The 18,627-nt window shown below is 58.5% G+C and carries 20 protein-coding genes and 2 pseudogenes; 12 read left to right on the top strand and 10 right to left on the bottom strand.

The window, feature by feature from the left end:
• The first annotated feature begins 4 nt into the window (after positions 1 to 4).
• The 9 genes and pseudogenes from mntA (at position 5) to ESO89_RS07220 (ending at position 4,719) form a co-directional block, all read left to right on the top strand.
• On the top strand, positions 5 to 436 hold the full coding sequence (gene mntA / locus ESO89_RS07180) for a type VII toxin-antitoxin system MntA family adenylyltransferase antitoxin (RefSeq protein WP_128904883.1): 432 nt from the start codon (positions 5 to 7) through the stop codon (positions 434 to 436).
• A complete protein-coding gene (hepT, locus tag ESO89_RS07185) occupies positions 429 to 857 on the top strand; it encodes a type VII toxin-antitoxin system HepT family RNase toxin (protein WP_241686150.1) in 429 nt (142 codons plus the stop codon). Before mntA ends, hepT begins: the two co-directional genes overlap by 8 nt.
• Before the next feature lie 30 nt (positions 858 to 887).
• Positions 888 to 1,316 (top strand): hypothetical protein, encoded by a 429-nt coding sequence (locus ESO89_RS07190; protein WP_241686151.1) that lies wholly within the window; start codon positions 888 to 890, stop codon positions 1,314 to 1,316.
• A 98-nt stretch (positions 1,317 to 1,414) separates the two neighbouring features.
• Positions 1,415 to 1,615: a ribbon-helix-helix protein, CopG family gene (locus tag ESO89_RS07195; protein ID WP_128904885.1), complete on the top strand. Its 201-nt coding sequence runs from the start codon at positions 1,415 to 1,417 to the stop codon at positions 1,613 to 1,615.
• 154 nt (positions 1,616 to 1,769) lie between these two features.
• Positions 1,770 to 2,163: pseudogene (locus tag ESO89_RS18950) on the top strand (toxin-antitoxin system TumE family protein).
• Between the two features lie 23 nt (positions 2,164 to 2,186).
• The gene (locus ESO89_RS07205) at positions 2,187 to 2,636 is read left to right on the top strand and encodes an HVO_A0114 family putative DNA-binding protein (protein ID WP_241686152.1); all 450 of its coding nucleotides are present in this window, start codon (positions 2,187 to 2,189) and stop codon (positions 2,634 to 2,636) included.
• Positions 2,637 to 2,655: 19 nt separating this feature from the next.
• Positions 2,656 to 2,901: a toxin-antitoxin system TumE family protein gene (locus tag ESO89_RS07210; RefSeq protein WP_241686154.1), complete on the top strand. Its 246-nt coding sequence runs from the start codon at positions 2,656 to 2,658 to the stop codon at positions 2,899 to 2,901.
• Complete coding sequence (locus ESO89_RS07215) at positions 2,882 to 3,331, top strand: HVO_A0114 family putative DNA-binding protein (RefSeq protein ID WP_128904887.1); 450 nt, start codon at positions 2,882 to 2,884, stop codon at positions 3,329 to 3,331. The genes ESO89_RS07210 and ESO89_RS07215 overlap by 20 nt, the downstream gene beginning before the upstream one ends.
• A 143-nt stretch (positions 3,332 to 3,474) precedes the next feature.
• Positions 3,475 to 4,719 carry an RNA-guided endonuclease InsQ/TnpB family protein gene (locus ESO89_RS07220; protein WP_128904888.1) on the top strand — a complete coding sequence of 415 codons (1,245 nt, stop codon included), beginning with the start codon at positions 3,475 to 3,477 and terminating at the stop codon, positions 4,717 to 4,719.
• 290 nt (positions 4,720 to 5,009) lie between these two features.
• Here the strand turns inward: ESO89_RS07220 and ESO89_RS07225 are convergent, their stop codons facing one another.
• The 5 genes and pseudogenes from ESO89_RS07225 to ESO89_RS07240 form a co-directional block, all read right to left on the bottom strand.
• Entirely contained in the window at positions 5,010 to 5,426 is a 417-nt protein-coding gene (locus ESO89_RS07225; RefSeq protein ID WP_128904889.1) for an HVO_A0114 family putative DNA-binding protein, read from the bottom strand.
• Between the two features lie 42 nt (positions 5,427 to 5,468).
• Positions 5,469 to 5,564: pseudogene (locus ESO89_RS19485) on the bottom strand (toxin-antitoxin system TumE family protein); the annotation flags it as partial.
• A complete protein-coding gene (locus ESO89_RS07230) occupies positions 5,563 to 5,970 on the bottom strand; it encodes a hypothetical protein (RefSeq protein WP_128904890.1) in 408 nt (135 codons plus the stop codon). The pseudogene ESO89_RS19485 and the gene ESO89_RS07230, both read right to left, overlap by 2 nt.
• A 1-nt stretch (position 5,971) precedes the next feature.
• A complete protein-coding gene (locus tag ESO89_RS07235) occupies positions 5,972 to 6,232 on the bottom strand; it encodes an AbrB/MazE/SpoVT family DNA-binding domain-containing protein (RefSeq protein ID WP_094558200.1) in 261 nt (86 codons plus the stop codon).
• A gap of 52 nt (positions 6,233 to 6,284) precedes the next feature.
• On the bottom strand, positions 6,285 to 7,046 hold the full coding sequence (locus ESO89_RS07240; protein WP_128904891.1) for a DeoR family transcriptional regulator: 762 nt from the start codon (positions 7,044 to 7,046) through the stop codon (positions 6,285 to 6,287).
• Positions 7,047 to 7,278: 232 nt separating this feature from the next.
• On the opposite strand from ESO89_RS07240, the gene ESO89_RS07245 reads away from it, so the two are divergent.
• On the top strand, positions 7,279 to 9,540 hold the full coding sequence (locus tag ESO89_RS07245; RefSeq protein ID WP_128904892.1) for a hypothetical protein: 2,262 nt from the start codon (positions 7,279 to 7,281) through the stop codon (positions 9,538 to 9,540).
• A 22-nt stretch (positions 9,541 to 9,562) separates the two neighbouring features.
• The gene (locus ESO89_RS07250) at positions 9,563 to 11,554 is read left to right on the top strand and encodes a hypothetical protein (protein ID WP_241686155.1); all 1,992 of its coding nucleotides are present in this window, start codon (positions 9,563 to 9,565) and stop codon (positions 11,552 to 11,554) included.
• Positions 11,555 to 13,056: 1,502 nt separating this feature from the next.
• Here ESO89_RS07250 and ESO89_RS07255 read toward each other — a convergent pair.
• Positions 13,057 to 13,350: a hypothetical protein gene (locus tag ESO89_RS07255; RefSeq protein WP_128904893.1), complete on the bottom strand. Its 294-nt coding sequence runs from the start codon at positions 13,348 to 13,350 to the stop codon at positions 13,057 to 13,059.
• Positions 13,351 to 13,365: 15 nt separating this feature from the next.
• The gene (locus ESO89_RS07260; protein ID WP_128904894.1) at positions 13,366 to 13,617 is read right to left on the bottom strand and encodes a hypothetical protein; all 252 of its coding nucleotides are present in this window, start codon (positions 13,615 to 13,617) and stop codon (positions 13,366 to 13,368) included.
• A gap of 274 nt (positions 13,618 to 13,891) precedes the next feature.
• On the opposite strand from ESO89_RS07260, the gene aglF reads away from it, so the two are divergent.
• Positions 13,892 to 14,647, top strand: a complete 756-nt coding sequence (gene aglF / locus ESO89_RS07265; protein WP_128904895.1) for a UTP--glucose-1-phosphate uridylyltransferase AglF — start codon at positions 13,892 to 13,894, stop codon at positions 14,645 to 14,647.
• A 20-nt stretch (positions 14,648 to 14,667) separates the two neighbouring features.
• Here aglF and ESO89_RS07270 read toward each other — a convergent pair whose 3' ends face one another.
• The 3 genes from ESO89_RS07270 to ESO89_RS07280 form a co-directional block, all read right to left on the bottom strand.
• The gene (locus ESO89_RS07270) at positions 14,668 to 15,576 is read right to left on the bottom strand and encodes an NAD-dependent epimerase/dehydratase family protein (protein WP_128904896.1); all 909 of its coding nucleotides are present in this window, start codon (positions 15,574 to 15,576) and stop codon (positions 14,668 to 14,670) included.
• A gap of 50 nt (positions 15,577 to 15,626) precedes the next feature.
• A complete protein-coding gene (locus ESO89_RS07275; RefSeq protein ID WP_128904897.1) occupies positions 15,627 to 17,045 on the bottom strand; it encodes a sugar transferase in 1,419 nt (472 codons plus the stop codon).
• A gap of 199 nt (positions 17,046 to 17,244) precedes the next feature.
• Positions 17,245 to 18,411: a sensor histidine kinase gene (locus tag ESO89_RS07280; protein ID WP_128904898.1), complete on the bottom strand. Its 1,167-nt coding sequence runs from the start codon at positions 18,409 to 18,411 to the stop codon at positions 17,245 to 17,247.
• Positions 18,412 to 18,627: the final 216 nt, after the last annotated feature.

Here is an 18,627-nt window from a genome sequence, read left to right on the forward strand (position 1 = left end):
TCGTATGGAACCGAATGCTGATCAGTCACAGATACGCTCCGCTCTCAAGGATGTGGTCTGTGCTGATCCGGATGTCGTCTTCGCCGTTGTATTCGGATCACAGCTTTCGGGAACAGCAACGCACTCATCAGATTTTGATATCGCTGTCAAATTCACAGCAGACTGTTCTGAACGGGACCGGTTCAAAAAGCGGTGTGTACTGTCTGGTGAGCTCCAAGGGGAGGATCGCCCGTTCATCGACGTGTCCGATATTGACTCGCTCCCGCTGGATGTCGCCCACGATGCCGTAAATGGCGACCTGCTCTGTGGCGATAAACGGGCCTTCGAGCAGTTCAAGACAGACATTGAGGCGGAATTTGATGAGCAACGTGAGACGCTTCGCCGGCACCAGCGTACAGTCATCGATCGGATAGCGGAGGATGGATTGCGTGGTTGATGAACGAGTTGTCTCCGTCAAACTCGAGCAGATCGAACAGTACTACAGCGAGCTCAAAACGAAACGAGAGACAGTGTCTCGCCAAGAATTCCTCTCGAGTACAACGGAGCAACGTGCCGTCGAACGGATGTTCGAAAACGCGATTCAAGCGTGTGCCGATCTCGCTCAACACATTGCCTCACGGGAGTTCGGATTCAACGGGACGACATCCAAAGGCGCAATTCAAGTACTTAATCGTGAGGGTGTGATCGATGAGGAGGCGGCAGACACTCTTGTCGCCGCGATCGGCTTTCGAAATGTGCTTGCACACGAGTACGGGCACGTTGAGTACGACGAGGTATACGAAACCCTCCAGACCGGCCTCTCTGTATACGAGACGTATAGCCAGCAGATAGCACAATGGATACAAGAGAATAGTTGAACCAATTCTGGACGCGGTTGATCGACCTAGGTGGATCAACGCACTAGGCATACTGACGACGAAGCCGATGCCGATCACGACCTCACGAACGGGCGGTGGCTCGAGCAGGAGTTCGCAGACGCACTCGACCAGTGGGGATACCTCACCGCCCGCAACGAACACATCTTCGAACCCGAAACCGACGTGATCGCCCGCCGGGACGAACTCCGTGGTGAGCCTGACGATTTCCTCGTCGTCGAGTATACAGACTGGCACAAAACGCCCGTCCAGCGTGACGCTGTTGAAGCGATCGTACTGCGAGCCACTCGCGCGGGATACCCGTGCTCGCTGTCATGCGCCACGATCCGTGTTACGTACCGGATCGGACGGGTAACTATGAGTACGTCGACGCCCACGACAGCGACTACGAGTTCGAGTAAGCGCAGAACATCACCACGACGACTGCTATTGTTCTTCTAGAGGGTGTCATAGAAGAGGTCTCATGATTTGCTGAATCAGCTGTAACGAATTGGAAGCGCCGTACACTTGGTGCACGCTGTTCTTAGCTTGTTGTAGCTATGGCGAAAGAGAAGTTTGGAGTCGCTGTTGACGAGGAGATCGTGCGAGAAGTGGATGAACTGGTCGCTGAGTGTGACGATCTCGGAGTCAGCCGCTCCGAGATCGTCGAAGCCATCCTCACAGCATTCGTTCAATCCGAGACGAACCACGTTGAACGGGTGCGAGAAGTCATTATTCGGAAACGAAAGGGCACACTCTAACCGGTTCTAAACGTTGTGCACCTAGTGCACGCGTATCTAAGCAAGTAACCTGCTATAATAGTACTCAAACTGACCATAGTATGAGAAGAGTTCTATGACACGCTCCTTCTAACCAATAGTATAATACTATTGGCCTGAGTACCAATAGATGAGGATGGCCTCACTGACCGGCGACGACCTTGATGGCGTGAGCGAGGGGCGAAAGTACCCCGACGGGACTGTCGTCCGTGTGTTCTGTATGCGGACGGACCGTGACGCGTACCCGTCTGGATGGGCCTACAAGCTTCACTACGGCGCAACAGAGCCGAACCCGCCCCACACGCTTGACGATGGGACGATTCGTCGGTATCTCGAAAATCGGACATTTTCGACGAGTCGTCGAAACGGCGGAGCCGTTTCGAGACGACAACTCGCATGAGGACACGAAAGGGCACGAACGACACGTCGCACCGGGCCCCGACCCAGATAGTATCACGTTCCCCGGGATGGTCGAACTCTGGGAACGTTTCTGGAGCGAGATCCCCAAATCCGCCTTCGAGGTCAAGTGAGGCCATCATACCACAGTGATACCATGACCGATACCACGCCGCCGCTACACCCGATGGAGCGCGAACAGCTTCGGACCGAATCAACCCTCGTCGTGACCGTGAAGTCATCCAGTGAGTTCCACGACGACATCACTGACGGGATCAAGACGCTCGAACAGACAGACACAGTAGATTCCACGCCGACGCTCTCGTTCACCAGCTATGATGATCTGATGGAAACGTTGACGCCGCGAGCCCTCGAGCTAATTGAAGCTATCCGCCGGGAGGAGCCAGCCAGCATCAACGAGACCGCACGGGTCGTTGACCGGGACGTGAAGAACGTTCACGAGGAGCTCAGTCGACTCGCCCAGCTGGGCATCATTTTCTTCGAGGAAGATGGACAGCGGAAGCGCCCGATCGTCTGGTTCGACGAACTCGTCATTACTCTCCCATTCGATCCAGAAACTGGTGACACGGCCACTGCCGCGCCGTGAACTACCCCACTCTACTCTCTTGTCATCACGAGACGTCCCTACAAGCGAAGAGTTCCCGGAGGGGCTGAAGTACAGCTTTCAGTACCTTGGTCCGGCCGACGAAGAGATCCTCCGGTACGACAACGCGAACGACGGCCACGACGTTGGGCGACACCACCGCCATACCCGCGACGAGGTCGAAGGTATCGAGTTCGAGGGCCTTCGGTCACACATCCAGAAATTCCTCGAGGAGGTCGAAACCATCCATGAGCAAGAATTCGCCTAACCACGCCCACGAGCCGCCAGAGGACGTCGACTACCCTTCGACGCTTCGCATCACATCGAAGCCGTTCGAAGAACACAAGGAGAGCGTCCTCGACCGTGCGGACCGCTGGGAACAGGGTGAAGAGGTGCCACACGTCGTCAACTTTCAGGACGCCACCCGCCTCCAGCGACTCCTCACTCCTCGACGCCTGGAGCTGGTACGGAGCCTGATGGACGCGCCAGCGGAGAGCATGCGTGACCTCGCCGAGCGGCTCGACCGGGACGTTCGCCAGGTCCACGACGATCTCCAGATTCTGAACGAGTATCGAATCGTCCACTTCCGTGAAGAAGACGGTGCGAAGAAACCGTTCGTTCCCTACAACACAGTCAGAATCGAGGTCGAGTTGGGCCTATCGGGGGGCGAGGAGCCAGAGTCGACCGCTTCAGCATAATTCAAGGTGGAGCCTCCGACCTCAAGGAGCGAGTGTAGCGAGCGAGTAGGTCGGAGAGGAAACCGACAACCGACGACACAACCGCACGACAGTAGCTACCCGACTCCCAATCATATAAGAATCATCAAGTGGTAATCTGAAATATGGAGGTGCGTCGAACCGCGCCGGTCAAGCTCATCGTTCCCGACGAGCGGCGCGAAGACCTCCACGAATCCGCGCGACAGTTCCTTCACTGCGCGAATCGTGCTGCCGAGTTCTGTTGGGACGACCGTTCCTACACGAACTGCGTCACGGCGAACTCAACTGCGCGAGACGCACTCTACGCGGAGCTGCGGGAAGAAACTGAACTCACCGCGAACCTCGTTCAAGAAGCCATCCGACGCGCCGTCCAAGCGACGAAGGGCGTCGTTGAACGGTGGAAACAGGGGAAGCGTGTGAGCCAACCGGAGTTCACGTCGTGGAGTATGCTCTATGACAAGCGGAGTGCGACGTTCTATCGGAACAAAGTTTCACTCTCAACCGTCAACGGGCGGGTTGAGTGCGAGTTTGAACTTCCGGCGGACAGCCCGACGCCCTACGAACAGTACGTTCTTTCGGACGAGTATGAGTTCCGGGCGAGTACACTCCAATACGACAAGGCGACTGACGAGTTCTACTTCCACATTACAACCCGGAAGGACGATGATGACGATGACGAGGTTTCGGCAGATACCGGGCACCAAACAGTCCTCGGTATCGACCTCGGCGTCAACAGCCTCGCAGTATCTTCGACCGGTACGTTCTGGCAAGGTGATGACTACGACCATTGGTGCCGCGAGTTCGAGAAGCGGCGTGGTGAGCTACAGCAGCGCGGCACGCAAGCCGCACACAGCGCCCTTCTTCGCCTCGGAAAGCGCGAAGAAGCATGGCGAAAACAGTACATCCACACGGTTGCCAACGAGATCGTCGAGGAAGCCGTCGAACACGACTGCGACGTGATCGTGTTCGAGGATTTAACGGACATCCGTGAGCGACTTCCATACGCGAAGTGGCACCACGTGTGGGCGTTCCGACGCCTCGCCGAGTACGTCGATTACAAAGCGCCAGAGCAAGGCGTCTCCGTGGAGCAGGTCGAGCCGAGTCACACGTCCCAACGCTGTTCTCGGACGGACTGTGAGTTCACGCATGAAGACAACCGCCACGGAGAACACTTTGAGTGCCAGAAGTGCGGCTACGAGGTGAACGCAGACTACAATGCAGCGAAGAATATCGGAGTGCGATACGCCCGGAGACAGAGACACAGGCTCCGTTCCTCGCCCAAGTCGGGGAGTGGAGACGCACCAGTAGACGTGCGTGTGAATGGTGGGACGGTGAACGGCGAGAGTTACCAGCCTATTGCTGGCGACTGATCACCGGGAGTCCACATCAAAGCCCCACCCTCAACGAGCGAACCGCGTATGCGGTGAGCGAAGTAGGGTGGGGTAGTTTACCCATCACACTATGTGTAGAATCTACACACACACACATAGTTTCTTTGCCGTTCAAGCGAGTGGATCATAATGGCTGAGCCAGTCGAGACACCCATCGGTACCGTAACGACGCTTCTTGGCTGACCGATCATCGCGACGTGCTGTCGCTCGTCCTCGACAAGATCGAAGAGCGGATCGCGACCCTCTGGAACGACTAGGGAGTGCTCCCGCTACGCACTCATGGAGGCGCTATCGGCGTCGCCGAAATCGATAAGCGGGTAGTCAATATGAACCTCAATCCGATCGAACGGGACGACGGGTTGGATCGCGCCGCTGGGGCCGCCTTCGTCGAGAGTGAGGATACCCAGCATGTCGAGCTGCTTCAAATCCGCGTGGACATCCGAGACGTCGCGATCAACGAGGCGAGCTGCCTCGCGCATGCTCTCGGGAGTCTCTTCTGCGATCGCCCGGGTGAGTTCGAGACGAAGTGGGGTGAGGCTGTCGACGAAGTCGTCGTAGGTTCCGAACTGGAGCGTCGCGTTTCCATCCTTGCTGTCAAGCTCATCTGCGTCAACATCTTGGACAAACTGGAGCGTGTCTTGCCGGAGCTGTTCTCGGTCGCCGATGGTGATGTGGAGCGTGGTCATGGTCAGGGTATCGGTGAGTCGGGTGGTAGTCGGCCAGTGTGGTCACGGCGGGTCGCCGCCGACGGCTTCCCAGTACTCGTCCGCTCTCGCCCAAAACTCAACAAGCCGTTCTTCCATTCCCGGAAACTCGATGTCATCACCCCCAGATCGTGTCGTAACCGGCGTCGCCGATAACACCGTCAGTCGTGAGGATCGCATCAGTCTCCTGTGCCCGGTGACTAGCGACGATCAGGCCGTCGTGGATGCTAAACTCACCAAGCAGTTGGGCGTATTCTGCCAGCTCCGCATCACCGACGGGCGCGACCGAGATCGGCCCTTTTCCAACCAGCGCCTGACGGGCGTCCTCTGGCGTCCCCGTGAGGGAGACCCCCCGAACGTCCTTGTCGCGGGAGACCGAGTACAGCACTTCAGCGATCGCCGTACTCGGTGTCTCGATGACCGTTTCCCCAGCTTCAGCTTCGGCGAACACCTGGTCAGCCTCTCGCGGGAGCGCGTCGACGAGATAGACCAGCAGCGAGACAGCGTCAGCAGTGTATGCTGCCATCTCAGGCTTCCTCGTAGTTCCGATCGCGGCGATCTCGGACGCGCTGTCCCAACTCCTCGGCGATCTCCTCACGCTTCGCATCCGAGGTGTCATCAGGAACGAGCATCCCGCGTCCGCCGGTACGAGTACGCTTTTTCACCACGATCCCCTCATCAGTGTCCATCCAGACGACCTCGTCACCGGGATTTAGGTCGTACTTCTCGCGGAGTTCGTGAGGGATCGTCGCTTGGCCCTTCTCTGTGACACGGGTAGACTTACTCATACGTAGTAATACCAGTCGTAATACCTTAGTCTTGCGGAGGGTAATCGATTCATCATGCTGGATTGCTCAGGGTGACATCGTCCTCCGAGACAGCATTCACCAAGCCGACAAAATGGGCCCATGCCCACCCCAAAAGAGACACCACGCCTGCGCGGAGGCTGGAGTCGCTCACAGCAGCAAGCTGGGGGTCGACAGACAGCCCGCTAACGACAAGAATCACTCCAAGCAACCCGAATACAACGCCACTAATTCCGAAAAGAGAGGCAGCAGTCTGCTGTTTGGACGTGAGATTCGCGTAAGCCGCCGTAAACAACGTCAGGACCCGCTGATAATTTTTGACTGGATCATCCGGTTCGGCGTGATCAGTCTCGTGGGTCGCTGTCGGACCATCGACTTCCGACTGCTGTAAATCGGCACCAGAATCTTCGATAGCGACGTCAGTCGTCGTCGGGGTGGCCCAAGAGTCGGCGATGGTGTACCAGTACGGCCGTCCAGTTGTATCGGCATCAAGATAGCCGTGCTCGGCGAGTGTATCCAGATCCCTACGCAGCGTGTCTTCTGCCACATCAAACGCCTCACGTTCGGCCAACTCCTGAACACAGACTGTTCGTGTCTGCTGGTCGGTCGGCTCCCGACTGCGGTCGTCGCCAAGAAGGTCGATGATCTCAACAATCTCTTTCGCCCGGGATTTTACCCGAGAAACCGGTTGCTGATCAGATCCAATCCGGTCGTCACGACTGATAGCAGCTTGTATCGCTTCAACAGGTGGGGAACAGTCCCCTCGCTCGCGTTCCGTCTCTGAGACGGCACCCATCACGAGTGTGTTCCTACTGATAGTAATAAGATACCCTCGACAAAAATATCAGTTCTGAGAACTGACTGACTAACCCAATATACATCTTTCGGAGATTCGACTTTCGAATTCGAGAAATCGATTTTCATAATCCCCCCGTCAGTGCCCAGCGCAGGATGTACGAACCAACGACCTGTCGTGGACACACCATGGCACGACGAACCGACTACCGGTCACACCGGAGGTGGCCCGTATGAGCCAGCAAACACTCTCAACGGACACCGTCGAACAGCTGTTCAATCGACATGAAACGCGCCCCGAACTGTGGATCCCCGAGCTCCTAAGCGGGCGCGTGAGACAGGATACGATTCACGCAACACCACCGGTCGATCCTGTGTACAGAGACAAACTCATACACGAGACGGGTGATGAAATCGCGGAGGCAATCACCGAGCTCATCAAGAAGATAGACGCGCCGATTGAAGTACTAACGTACCCGCGGCCGGTATCGCGTACGGATGTGGATACGGCGGCGGTGCTGTGTCATGCGTTCCATATCAGTCCGCACTTCGTCGATGGCCGCGCGATCCAGGCTGATATCACTGACTTCGACGAGCGGGTGATCCAAAACGTTCTCGACGTCGCCCACGAGAAAATAACCGATAGCTTCCCCGACGTGTACAATGTCGAGGTGGGCGATCTCGACCTTGACCCGATCGCGACCGGTGGACCGACCGCCACATGCCGGCTTGTCAACGAGGACGCCGAAGAACTCGCTGGCGTTGGCAAAGTCAATGCGGAGATGATGGAGCAGACCTACGACGCACTCACGCACGCGCGTGAGCCGTTCGTTCACCAGCTCATCGCTGAACCCGATGACGGGAAAAACTACATCACGTCTCGGCTCGCAGCACTATCGTCCGACCACACATACCAAGGGGATCGTGGACTCGCCCGACTCGTCAAAGAGGGGGCATCCGAGGACTTCGGTCGGCTGTTTAAATCGATCGGCCTCACGTCGAATTACAACATCGACATCGAAGACTACCTTCACATCAAATACGACCAGCAGGTCAACGGACAGACCGCCCACACGGTCAGTATCAGAGACGCGATGCGAAAACGGTATGATACGAAATTCCAACACCGGCGCAAAATCGAGAAGTTAAAAGAAGTTGTACTGGGCCATCCTGATTTTCCACGACTGCTCAACGGCTCAACTGGCTGGAAACAAGCAGCAGAAGATCACGGGTACTACGGCCGGTTCTGGATCCCACCGGCGGCAATTAGCTACTTCACGAAACGGTACGCGCACTACTACGATATCGATCCGTGGACGTATTCGCCGGTCCGAGAAGCGCCGGAGTTTACGCCGCGTTCGGTACGCGACATCGACGTCCAAACGGACTGGGAGGCGCCCGGACCGACCGTCGACGCTGAACAGCGACACCAGACCGATGGAACTGATGGCCATCTGGAACTCGGCGACAGGTTCATGACGTTTGCGCGTGCCCGCGGCGACGAGATCAGCCGTGTCAAACAAGATGGGGAGTCACTGCCGGATCAGGAGCTCACCACGGATGAGGGCTATATCAATACCCTCGAAAAGCAGGTCGACAGCGACGTGGTTAATGTTGAACCGGAGTACAAAAACGAGTCCAAGCCAGCGAACATTCTCACGAACGTCGAACGCGCGATCGCTGCGGACCGCCACGTCATTCTCGTCTGTAAAAGCGAATCGGCCGCTGACCGCGTCTACGATATCGTCTATGCAACGTATAACGAGCAAACTGAACACGGCGTCCAAACGTATCAGGGAGACGCACTCCCCGAAATCGACGGGCAAATGCTCGTCACAGCCGAATCGGAGTCAACGTGGTGTCTCACACCCGATGGGATGCTCGTCTACGTCATCGACGGCGAGACCGTCACCCGGTGTCCGGCTGACGCGGATCTCACTGAGGTCGACCACGGCTGTGCGACAGCGCGGAAAGAAGACGGTACATACATCGTCACCACCCGTGACGGTGAGACGCTGACCTACGAGAGCAGAACGGCGTTCAAACGAGAGTGGAGCCGGGTCACAACGCCTCACGTCCCGATCGACATCAGCTATCTCCAGTACGTGACGATCATGTACGAGACGGGTGCGGAAAGCGAAGACAGCGGTGACTTCGTGGAATATAATGCCACACCCGAGTGGGAACGCGCCGGGGGTAAAATGGACCGGTACGATCAATTCGGAAGCAAGGTCGCAGACGCGTTCCTCACCGAAAGGCCCGACACCGAACTCCTCGTCAACAAGTGTCATTCGACGATGATGGGAGTCTACCGGTGGTGTACCAGCAAAGACGCTCCGAACACGGGGTGGTTCAGCAAAGGGCTCCCCGATGAGATCGACCGGAAAGACACGCGCGGAAAGAAAGCACTCGTCGGCTACGGCTGGGTGTTCCCCCGCGGGCTCGTCTCGCCGCATCTCGCTGGCGTCGACGCTGACGCTGATCTCCCGCTGTAACCGCTGGCACCGATTTTTACCTATGTCCGTACACCGAACCTTCCTGCGACTTCGCTGGCCGGGTGTCGACATCGCTGATGAGCGCCGAACGACGCCACTACGTGATGATCTCGCCCGGGCAGTGTACACCGCGACCAGCCAGCCGGATGATCTGGCCGAAGTGACCATCCACACCGGCGCACAATCACAAGAGCTGCTGTTGGCGGCAGGGAACCGAACACTCGAAGCGAACTACCCGCTCATCCGGACCGCTCAAGAAGCGCTCCCACAAGAGATTGGGTTTGAGATCGTTGACGCAACCAAACTAGGACCGGCTCCCGCACTAACGGCGTGTCTTCTCGGCCCAGACACGACGGACACAGAAACGACTCGCTCCACCCGAGACCCGGAGCTATCCCCACCGCAAACGGCGCTCCAGGGGTATCTTGAGACGCTCATCGACACCGAGCTCGCACACGTGATTCGGATTCTCGTCAGAAACGCGGGCTCCAAACGAGAAGTAACACTCCGCGCAGCACTATACGATCCTGACCGCCAGTGGGTGAGCGACAGCGACTACGCCGCCACGCTCGATGACGGCACCATCGATCCGGCGACGTATTTCACCGACGACGCGATCACGTCGTCATGGCGCCTGCCGATTGACGGAACGTGGAGTGTGTCCGCAGACGCGCCCGTGCTCGGCGAGAGCCATGAGACGCCGCGGCTGTATCTCGACACCGACAAACTCCGTGCGCTTGAGCGCGACGAGACCCACCGACCAGACAGCCGCCGCCGACTCGCCCGCAGTTCCGAGGCGTTCGATGCCTTACGAGACCGAACGCCACCCCCGTCCCGACAGCGCGCATACAGCTCCCTCGACGTCGATCCGTGGCTGACAGTCGACGCCGAGACGCTGCCAGCGTTTCTCGCGCACGTGCCCGCCTACTACGACCGGGATCGATGGCCACGACGCGCTGGCTGGGACCCGTTCACCTACAGTGTTGAATCCGTGCTCCGCGAGGCACCGGGGACGGTCCCCGGAGCAACGGCGGATCGAACGACACCGACACCCGACCCACTCGATTCGCTCGATATCGACGCCACCGACGACCACACTAAAGCTGCAGTCAGGTGGTTACAGACACGGGGGAAGATTCAAGATCCGCGCTGGTTCCCTGCTGCTACAGTCGAACTTGTCCGCCCGGGCCTCGCACGGCCAGTCAGTATCGTCACCGACGAGACGCTCGCTGCCGGGGATCTCATTGCGCTCGTCAGTACCGCCGCTCGCAAGGAGACGACCGCGTACATCCTTGTCGACACCGACGAGACGGCCGCCCGCGTCGCCAGGCTGTTGGCCCAGCCAATTCGGGAGACAACACCGGAGGGAGTGCGGCTGTATACGGCTTCAGAGACGATTAGAGCCGATGGAACAATGGCAATGTTCCCACGGTCGGCTGACCCGCCAACGTGGTGGCTCAGGCCTGATGGCGCGCTCGAGTTGTGGAGCGGTGAAAAGCGGCTCAGAGAGTGGGCCCAGCCGTGGACAGCCGAAACTCTCGTCGCCTCGCTCCCGACCAGTCGCCGCGGTGACGACGCGTACGTCGTCCGTGATGCCGACGGCGACCATCGCACGGAGTTCCAAACGGCAGACGACCTCGCAGCGGCGTGGGCGCCACTTCCAGCGCCCGTTGCGCCGGCGTTTCTCGCAACCGGGCTGTATCATGGAACCATCCTGACGCCAACGACCCGTGGATTCAAAGAGTATCGTCACCATCCAACGTGGGTGACGGAACATAATCCCCGGTATCGGTCACCGTCATTTACCGAGGCGGTCGTCGACCGATTTCTCGACGAGTACACCGTCCCAACGGACGCTGATCCGCTTGGGATCGACCAGGTGTTTCCACGGCTCTGTACCTGGGTGCGGACGATTGATCCCTACGGGCTCGAGTTCGATCTTGATCGCGATCGCGTCGACTACCACATCGACGACCGTCGCCAGTGGCGGTATCCGCCGTCCGAGTCGGAGTAACCGTCACCCCCACTGGCGAGTACACAACTGACGAAGACGCTACCTCAAAATATCTGGTTTCTGTTACAAGATCGAGACTGAAACACAGAGCCAGCAGGGCCCGTGTGCGACCAGCATCGACTCCAAGCGAGCGGTCCCATCTCAGAGCGGTCCAGTCAGAGTCTTGAGGGTCAGTGAACAGTCCGTAGGGAACCGCCACCGAGCCGCCAGGAGTCGGACCGCACCACCAGCAGCAGCACCCTGTTCGGCAGTACTTGCTACCGCACCAGCAGCACCACAAATCGCATGCAGGCGGCGACACAGCAGCAGCAGATTCCGACTAATATAGTAGATATGGTTCCCAAATACAGCGGTGATAACGCACTGCGTATGACTACCAATTCAGGGGGGACCCGAGAATCAGTACCCGACTGGCGGCCGCTGTGGAAAGAGAGATATCAATGGGGGGATTCGACCGCACGCCGGGTCTCAATCAAGACGGTAGAGTGGATGCTCAGTAGGTCGCATCCCTACCCGATACACCTATTTTCTGACATGCTTTCGGGAGGAGAGTAAGCAGTGTAGCTGCTCGGACGCCGTCGCGAGACAGCGGTAGCAGCGTCGATACTCGGATCGAGTCCTGACCGACAGCCGGGAGGCCAGAGCCAACTAGTGGGGTCGTATCGCACCGCGATCGTCGCGCCGGACAGTTGCGGTACCATTGGTCGCCGTCGTATCGATCCAGTTCGCATCATGGATGGAGACCCATAAGCGTCGTCGCAGAACAAGGGTGTCTACGTGGGAACGTCAGTCAAGATGAGCGCACGACAACTTCGGCCCCGTACTACCGAGTCTTAGGACGGTCCAGTTGGCTTGACCCGCAGTCGGGGACGTATTTTGAGTTCGTAGTGACCAGTAGTTTCTGTTTAGTGTGCGTGACTCCGGTTACGGGTTGTGGGTCTGACTGTATTCAGTGTCTCGTCGACTGGTGTCGTCGTCGAGTCATGGTGATCGGAGAGTACTGCTGGTGGCCATCGCCAGTCCGGATCCAATCTGAAACGAGGGGTCTTCAGTGCGCTTCAGCCGCCGGTGGCTGTGTCCCTTCATCCTGGGTGGGCAATTCGTTTCGATCCGACTGTTCGTTGGGTCCCTCCTGTCTTTCTCACAGCCCCCAGCGCACTCACTACTTTGACGACAACTACTATCTCAGTCGGTAACTAGTGCTGCTGTAACCACCCCGTCCGGGGATTTGACACGGAACTGCTGCTGGCGACACGAGGTAGAGCGATGTGCTGCTGCCGATGCTGCGGTAGGTAGCTGTCGCCCACAGAGGTGGGCGAGTTCACAGAAACACCTCACCTTGTATTCACATAGTCGATGAGAATGTTCGAACCGACGACTGCGACTACCATTCGAGCGGTCCTCGTGAATTCAGTATCGTCCTCTTGGCTGTCTGTGAGTTTGGATCTCTTCACGATTCATCGGGGCTTGTAACGTGGAATTTTGGAGTAGACTTTCATCGGCTAGTGGCAGAGTATTGTGAGCGGCCAGGTATCATCGTTCGGTGGCCACTCAACACCCTCCCACGTTCGAACGGCGTCGCCAACAGCCGTCCGAAACTCATCGACCGGCGTGGTACGGACACTCGACGGCATCGGACCGTAATCGTCCCACTCCGCAGTGTAGCGGACGACTCTCGATCGAAGACGGCCATCTGCCGAGTCCAGATCGTACGTTTCGAAGATGTGGTGGACGCCAAGCACGAGCACTTCTTCGAGTTCGTCGTGTCGGTAGATCGTATTTTCAGAGAGGTTCATTTGTGTTCGACGTGCTCATTCGAGCTCCGAATCCGGCCGGTCGATACCATCTTTCAGGTCAGCGAGATCGCGTTCGAGTCGATCGATGTGCGTTTCGAGATCCTCGACGCTCATCAGTGCGAGACGAAGGAACGCCTCGTCCCGCTCCGGCATTAACGGGAGGTGACTCTCCGATGCTGGCAGGTCATCCGACTGTCGTGCGCGTTTGCGGACGAGTTCTTCACGAGCGCCGCGGAGTTCTCGGCGGAGGAGTTCGTCGTCGTTCATGGGTAGGAACACACCAGAGTACAGCCCGCTACGGCCCCGGAAGGGCGGTCGCACGGACCGTCTCACCGAGTGTGTGGCTTGCCGACCAACGCTCGGAGATTCATGACAGTTTGTGCCGAGAGCCACGGTAAATACTTTCTGTGGAGTACACAGACCACCGGTACAGCGGAGAACCCACCGGCTTCAGTTGGACACGTCAAATAGTGTATACAGTAAGACCATCCGGTACGTAAAGGCAGAATCCTTATGATTGGCTGAACGGAACTGTCGTATCATGAAGGCAGTTGTACTCGCAGCTGGTGAGGGTACCCGCCTCCGTCCGCTCACGGAAGACACGCCCAAGGGGATGGTCGAGGTCGACGGGAAACCCCTCATCACCCACTGCTTCGATCAGCTCATCGATCTCGGTGCGGACGAACTCATCGTCGTTGTCGGCTACATGAAGGAGGTGATCATCGACCACTACGGCGACGAGTACGACGGCGTCCCGATCACCTACACCCACCAGCGCGAACAGAAGGGGCTCGCCCACGCCCTCCTGACGGTCGAGGAACACATCGACGACGACTTCATGCTCATCCTCGGCGACAACATCTTTCAGGCGAATCTCCAAGACGTGGTTCGTCGCCAGCGTGAAGACCGCGCGGACGCGGCGTTCCTCGTCGAGGAAGTCCCGTGGGAAGACGCGTCTCGGTACGGCGTCTGTGACACCAACCAGTACGGCGAAATCACCGACGTCGTCGAGAAACCCGAGGACCCGCCGAGCAACCTAGTGATGACCGGCTTCTACACGTTCTCGCCCGCCATCTTCCACGCCTGTCACCTCGTCCAGCCCTCGAACCGCGACGAGTACGAGATCAGCGATGCGGTGGATCTACTCATCCAGTCGGGCCGCACCATCGACGCCATCGGCCTCGACGGCTGGCGCATCGACGTCGGCTATCCCGAGGATCGTGATGAAGCGGAACAGCGCCTCACTGGGGGTACAGAGGATCAATCAGAGCAGAGTGTAGTTGGATCTGATGACTAATTGGTCCGATTGCCCATAACTCACCACAGTGCTTCTAATTTGCTATTGAGCGACTGAGTGGGTTCAAACCCTAACTCACGCTGGGCTTTTCGTATTGACGGACAACTCTGCTCAATATCGCCGTCACGGGCGTCAATATGAGTAACGCTTGAGTTTGTCTCGAATGTGTCCACGACTAACTGAGCAAGGTCTTTGATTGTGATACTGCTTCCCGTTCCAATATTGTACGCCTCCCCAGGGACTCCGTGTGTCGCAGCAAGGCAATTTGCGGTAACAACATCGTCTACATGGACGAAGTCACGTGTCTGTTTACCGTCGCCGTGGATGGTAAGATCCTCTTCGCGACGTGCCTGATCGAGAAAAATATCGATTACGCCGCTGTACTGACCGCCACGCTGACGTGGTCCGTAAACATTGAAATATCGGAGAGCAATTGTCTCAACACCGTAGATTTCGTGATATAATCTGCAGTACTCGTCTGCACTGTGCTTTTCAAGACCGTACGGGGACGTTGGCTGCTTTGGATCCGATTCATCGATCGGAATAGACTCTGGTGTGCCGTAGACTGCTGCACTTGACGCGTAGATGAATCGAGCATCTTCATTACGGGCGTGTTCAAGTAATCGTAGCGTCGCATCAACGTTCGTTTCATGACTCTCCACAGGAGCGTCGACAGAGTGCTCAACACTTACATTAGCAGCCTCATGGAAAATATAATCAACGCCGTCAACAGCTTGATCAACGGCTTGGGCATTGTGTAGATCCGCTGCAATCAATGTCGCCCGGTCGTCAACCCACTCACGGCGCCCACTCGAGAGATTATCGAGGACAACAACGTCATTATCCGCGACGAGTGCGTCAACGAGGTGGCTCCCGATAAACCCAGCACCGCCAGTCACCAGTACCGACTGATCTGTTGGCATTTCCATACTGACTGCTCACAACCCACCCCTAAATCCGGTATGATTTCTGATCGAGATCACCGAACCGTTTGCAGTACGTCTACCATCACCTTCCAGATCTGCCGCACAACCAGCTTCATATCATATGTAAATGACTGATATTTTACATATTGAAGATCGTACCGAAGTTTCTCATCTGGCTCAGCACCAGTCACATCGTTTACCTGTGCCAATCCAGTCAGGCCAGGCTTTACGAACCAGCGTTTTCGCCAGTCTACAACCCCCGACTGGATATCCAAATCCAACTCTGGCCGTTCAGGGCGCGGGCCAACCACACTCATATCGCCCTTCAACACAGCCCACAGCTGGGGGACCTCATCAAGATGGGTCTGACGCAACACGCGTCCAACACGAGTAACACGTGGATCAATCCCACCATTATCTTCGTCGCTGATCGTCGCACCCGTCTCATCCTCGGCGTTTTCGACCATTGATCTGAACTTGTACACCTCGAACGTCTCACCAAACACCGCAGTGCGCTCTTGGCTGTACAAGATCGACCCACCATCATCTAGTTTGATCGCCACCACTATAGCACAGATGATGGGACTCAACACCACTAACCCAACCAATGAGAACAGAAGGTCAAAGCCACGTTTGAGAATATGGTCTTGGATGTCCCACGGTTCTATGTCGACGGTGACGAGGGTCCCAACATTAGTGTCAGCACTTAACACCTGATCGGCGTGATCACGATGGACGAGGACATCGACGCCGTGCTCGTAACACGCATCGAGTACGCCGAAGAACTCTGCCCGGTCTGTGTGCTCAAAGGTTAACACGACGGTGTCAATATCGTACTCAACAAGGACATCCTCGATTCGGGAGAGACCGCCTAGCCGATCTAGCCCGTTTAGCTGAAAGCCTCCATCGGCAACAGCTGCTACCGGATTCGGCGATCCAGTAGTCCTGTAGGCGTTCGTGGGACAGAGATACCCTAGAAGTGGGATATCGATATCATTTGCAAGCTCATCAATCGAACTCGGATCATCTCCGACGATGATCGCACGCTCGGCGTCACCGTTCGGTCGCTGTCGAATCCACACGAACCATGCAGGCAGCATGACGAGTAGCAATGGCGTAATCGCGATGAGCGTCGTCCTCGGCAGTCGATACGTATAATCAAAGTATCCGATCGCAGCGAGCGTCAGCATCGCAACCATGACCCGCTTTTGTGTGAGCGCCACCGTATCGAGAATGCGCCGCGGTCGTGGCTTGTATAGCGGGAGAAACGCACCGGTAACGATGACGACCGTCGTCGCCATCTCAAACACCAGTTCGGCCCCCATCGGTGCATCCGCGGTAAGTCGACCAACCACCGGAAGTTGTGTGAGAAGGGTGTGTGACGCGGAGCTATTGACAATTGCAACGGCAAACGCAGTAATGGCTGCGACACCACCAACGCTTCGCAGCCGATACTGCCACCCGGAGAGCATTAGCCGTACGTACGGTTGACAATATATAAATGGACTGCGATGTCACCGACGGCAGCGTTCTGGTGAACTCACCCACCCGCTCGATCCGGTCCAGCGCGGTCATCCCCTCGGCGTTTGCCCGACCGACTGAAAGGGGCTCCAGTTCGGGCAAGCCTCTCCGTCTGTCTCGGCGGCGGGACCACCGCCGCCACCGCCGCCGTCAGGCGACCGTTCCGCCCTTGCCGCCCTCCACGTCACCCTTCCCGCCCGCCCCGACGGGGGCGTCCCCCTCGTCGCCCGCGGGCACCCCCGCCGTCTCCGCGACGCGCTCGAACCGGACCTCGACGACCTGTCCCTCGGCGGTCGACTCGAACGCGAGGGCGGCGTCGGACCGGTCGACCACCCACCGCACGAGCCACAGCCCGAGCCCGTCGGCGTGCCGCATCGCGGTCTCGTAGCCCCGCCGGATCGTCTCGACCGTCTCCGCGGGGATGCCGGGACCGTCGTCGGCGACCCGGAGCGCGGCGTCGCCGTCGATCAGCCGGACCGAGACCGAGACCCGCGTCGCGCCGCCCTCGTTGTGGACCACCGCGTTCTCGATCACCTCCGACGCGACGACCTCGGTGAGCGGGTGCGCCCGCACCCGACACGCCTCCGCGACGGGCGCGTCGAACGCGGCGTCCGGGTGTTCGGCCCGGAGCCGCTCGATCACCCCCTCGACGACCTCGACGAGGTCCACGACCGCCGCCACTTCCTCGTCGGCGCCGTCGGGGCCGGTCACCGCGTCGATGTGACGGGCGTGCTCGCTGACCGCCAGCAGCCGGTCGACGTTCTCCTCGACGACGGCGACGTGCTCCGCGTCCGCGTCGCCGCGGGCGGCGAGCAGCCGGACCCGCCCCCGGACGACCGTCATCGCGTTCCGGATGTTGTGCCGGAGCACCCGGTTCAACACGGTGAGCTGCGCGTTCGCGCGCTCGACCTCCGCCTGCGCCCGGCGCTGCTCCGCGTCGGTCACGCCGAACGCCAGCCCGAACACCGACCCGACCGACGCCGCGCCGGCGATGACGACGACCGGCCCCGAGGGCGCCGGCCCCTGGCTCGTCTCGTAGGTGACGAAAAGCAGCGCGACCGCCCCGAGCGTCGCCGCCCCCAGCGCGCTCCACGCGGTGACGCGAAGGGTGTGCCTCGGCGAGAGCGGCGACCGGGCGATCGGAACCGTCGCGGCGACGACGAGCGCGCTGCACGCGACGGGCACGAGCGCGCCGGTCACGATCGCGGCGGGGTCGCTCATCGCCGCCAGCGACCGCAGGTGATACCCGAGCGGGACCAGCCCGACGACCGCGAGCAGTCCCAGCGACCCGGCGGCCCGGAGCCGTGTCGTCCGCATTACTGTCGGCTCGTCGTCACCGGGGGTTAACTGTTCCCGATCCGGTATCAGATCGGAGAACCACGGGACGAAACGCTCGACAAGTGTGTTTATTCAGATTGAAATAATCGAGTTGTGACAGAAAACAACCCGTAAACCGACCCGTCGGCCGCCCGCAGATCGTACGATGACGCGGAGACGGGACGCCGACGCCGCGACGAACCGAGCGACGCGGGG

Origin of the sequence: Halorubrum amylolyticum (assembly GCF_004114995.1) — an archaeon.
In the GTDB taxonomy this organism is placed as follows: Archaea; Halobacteriota; Halobacteria; order Halobacteriales; family Haloferacaceae; genus Halorubrum; species Halorubrum amylolyticum.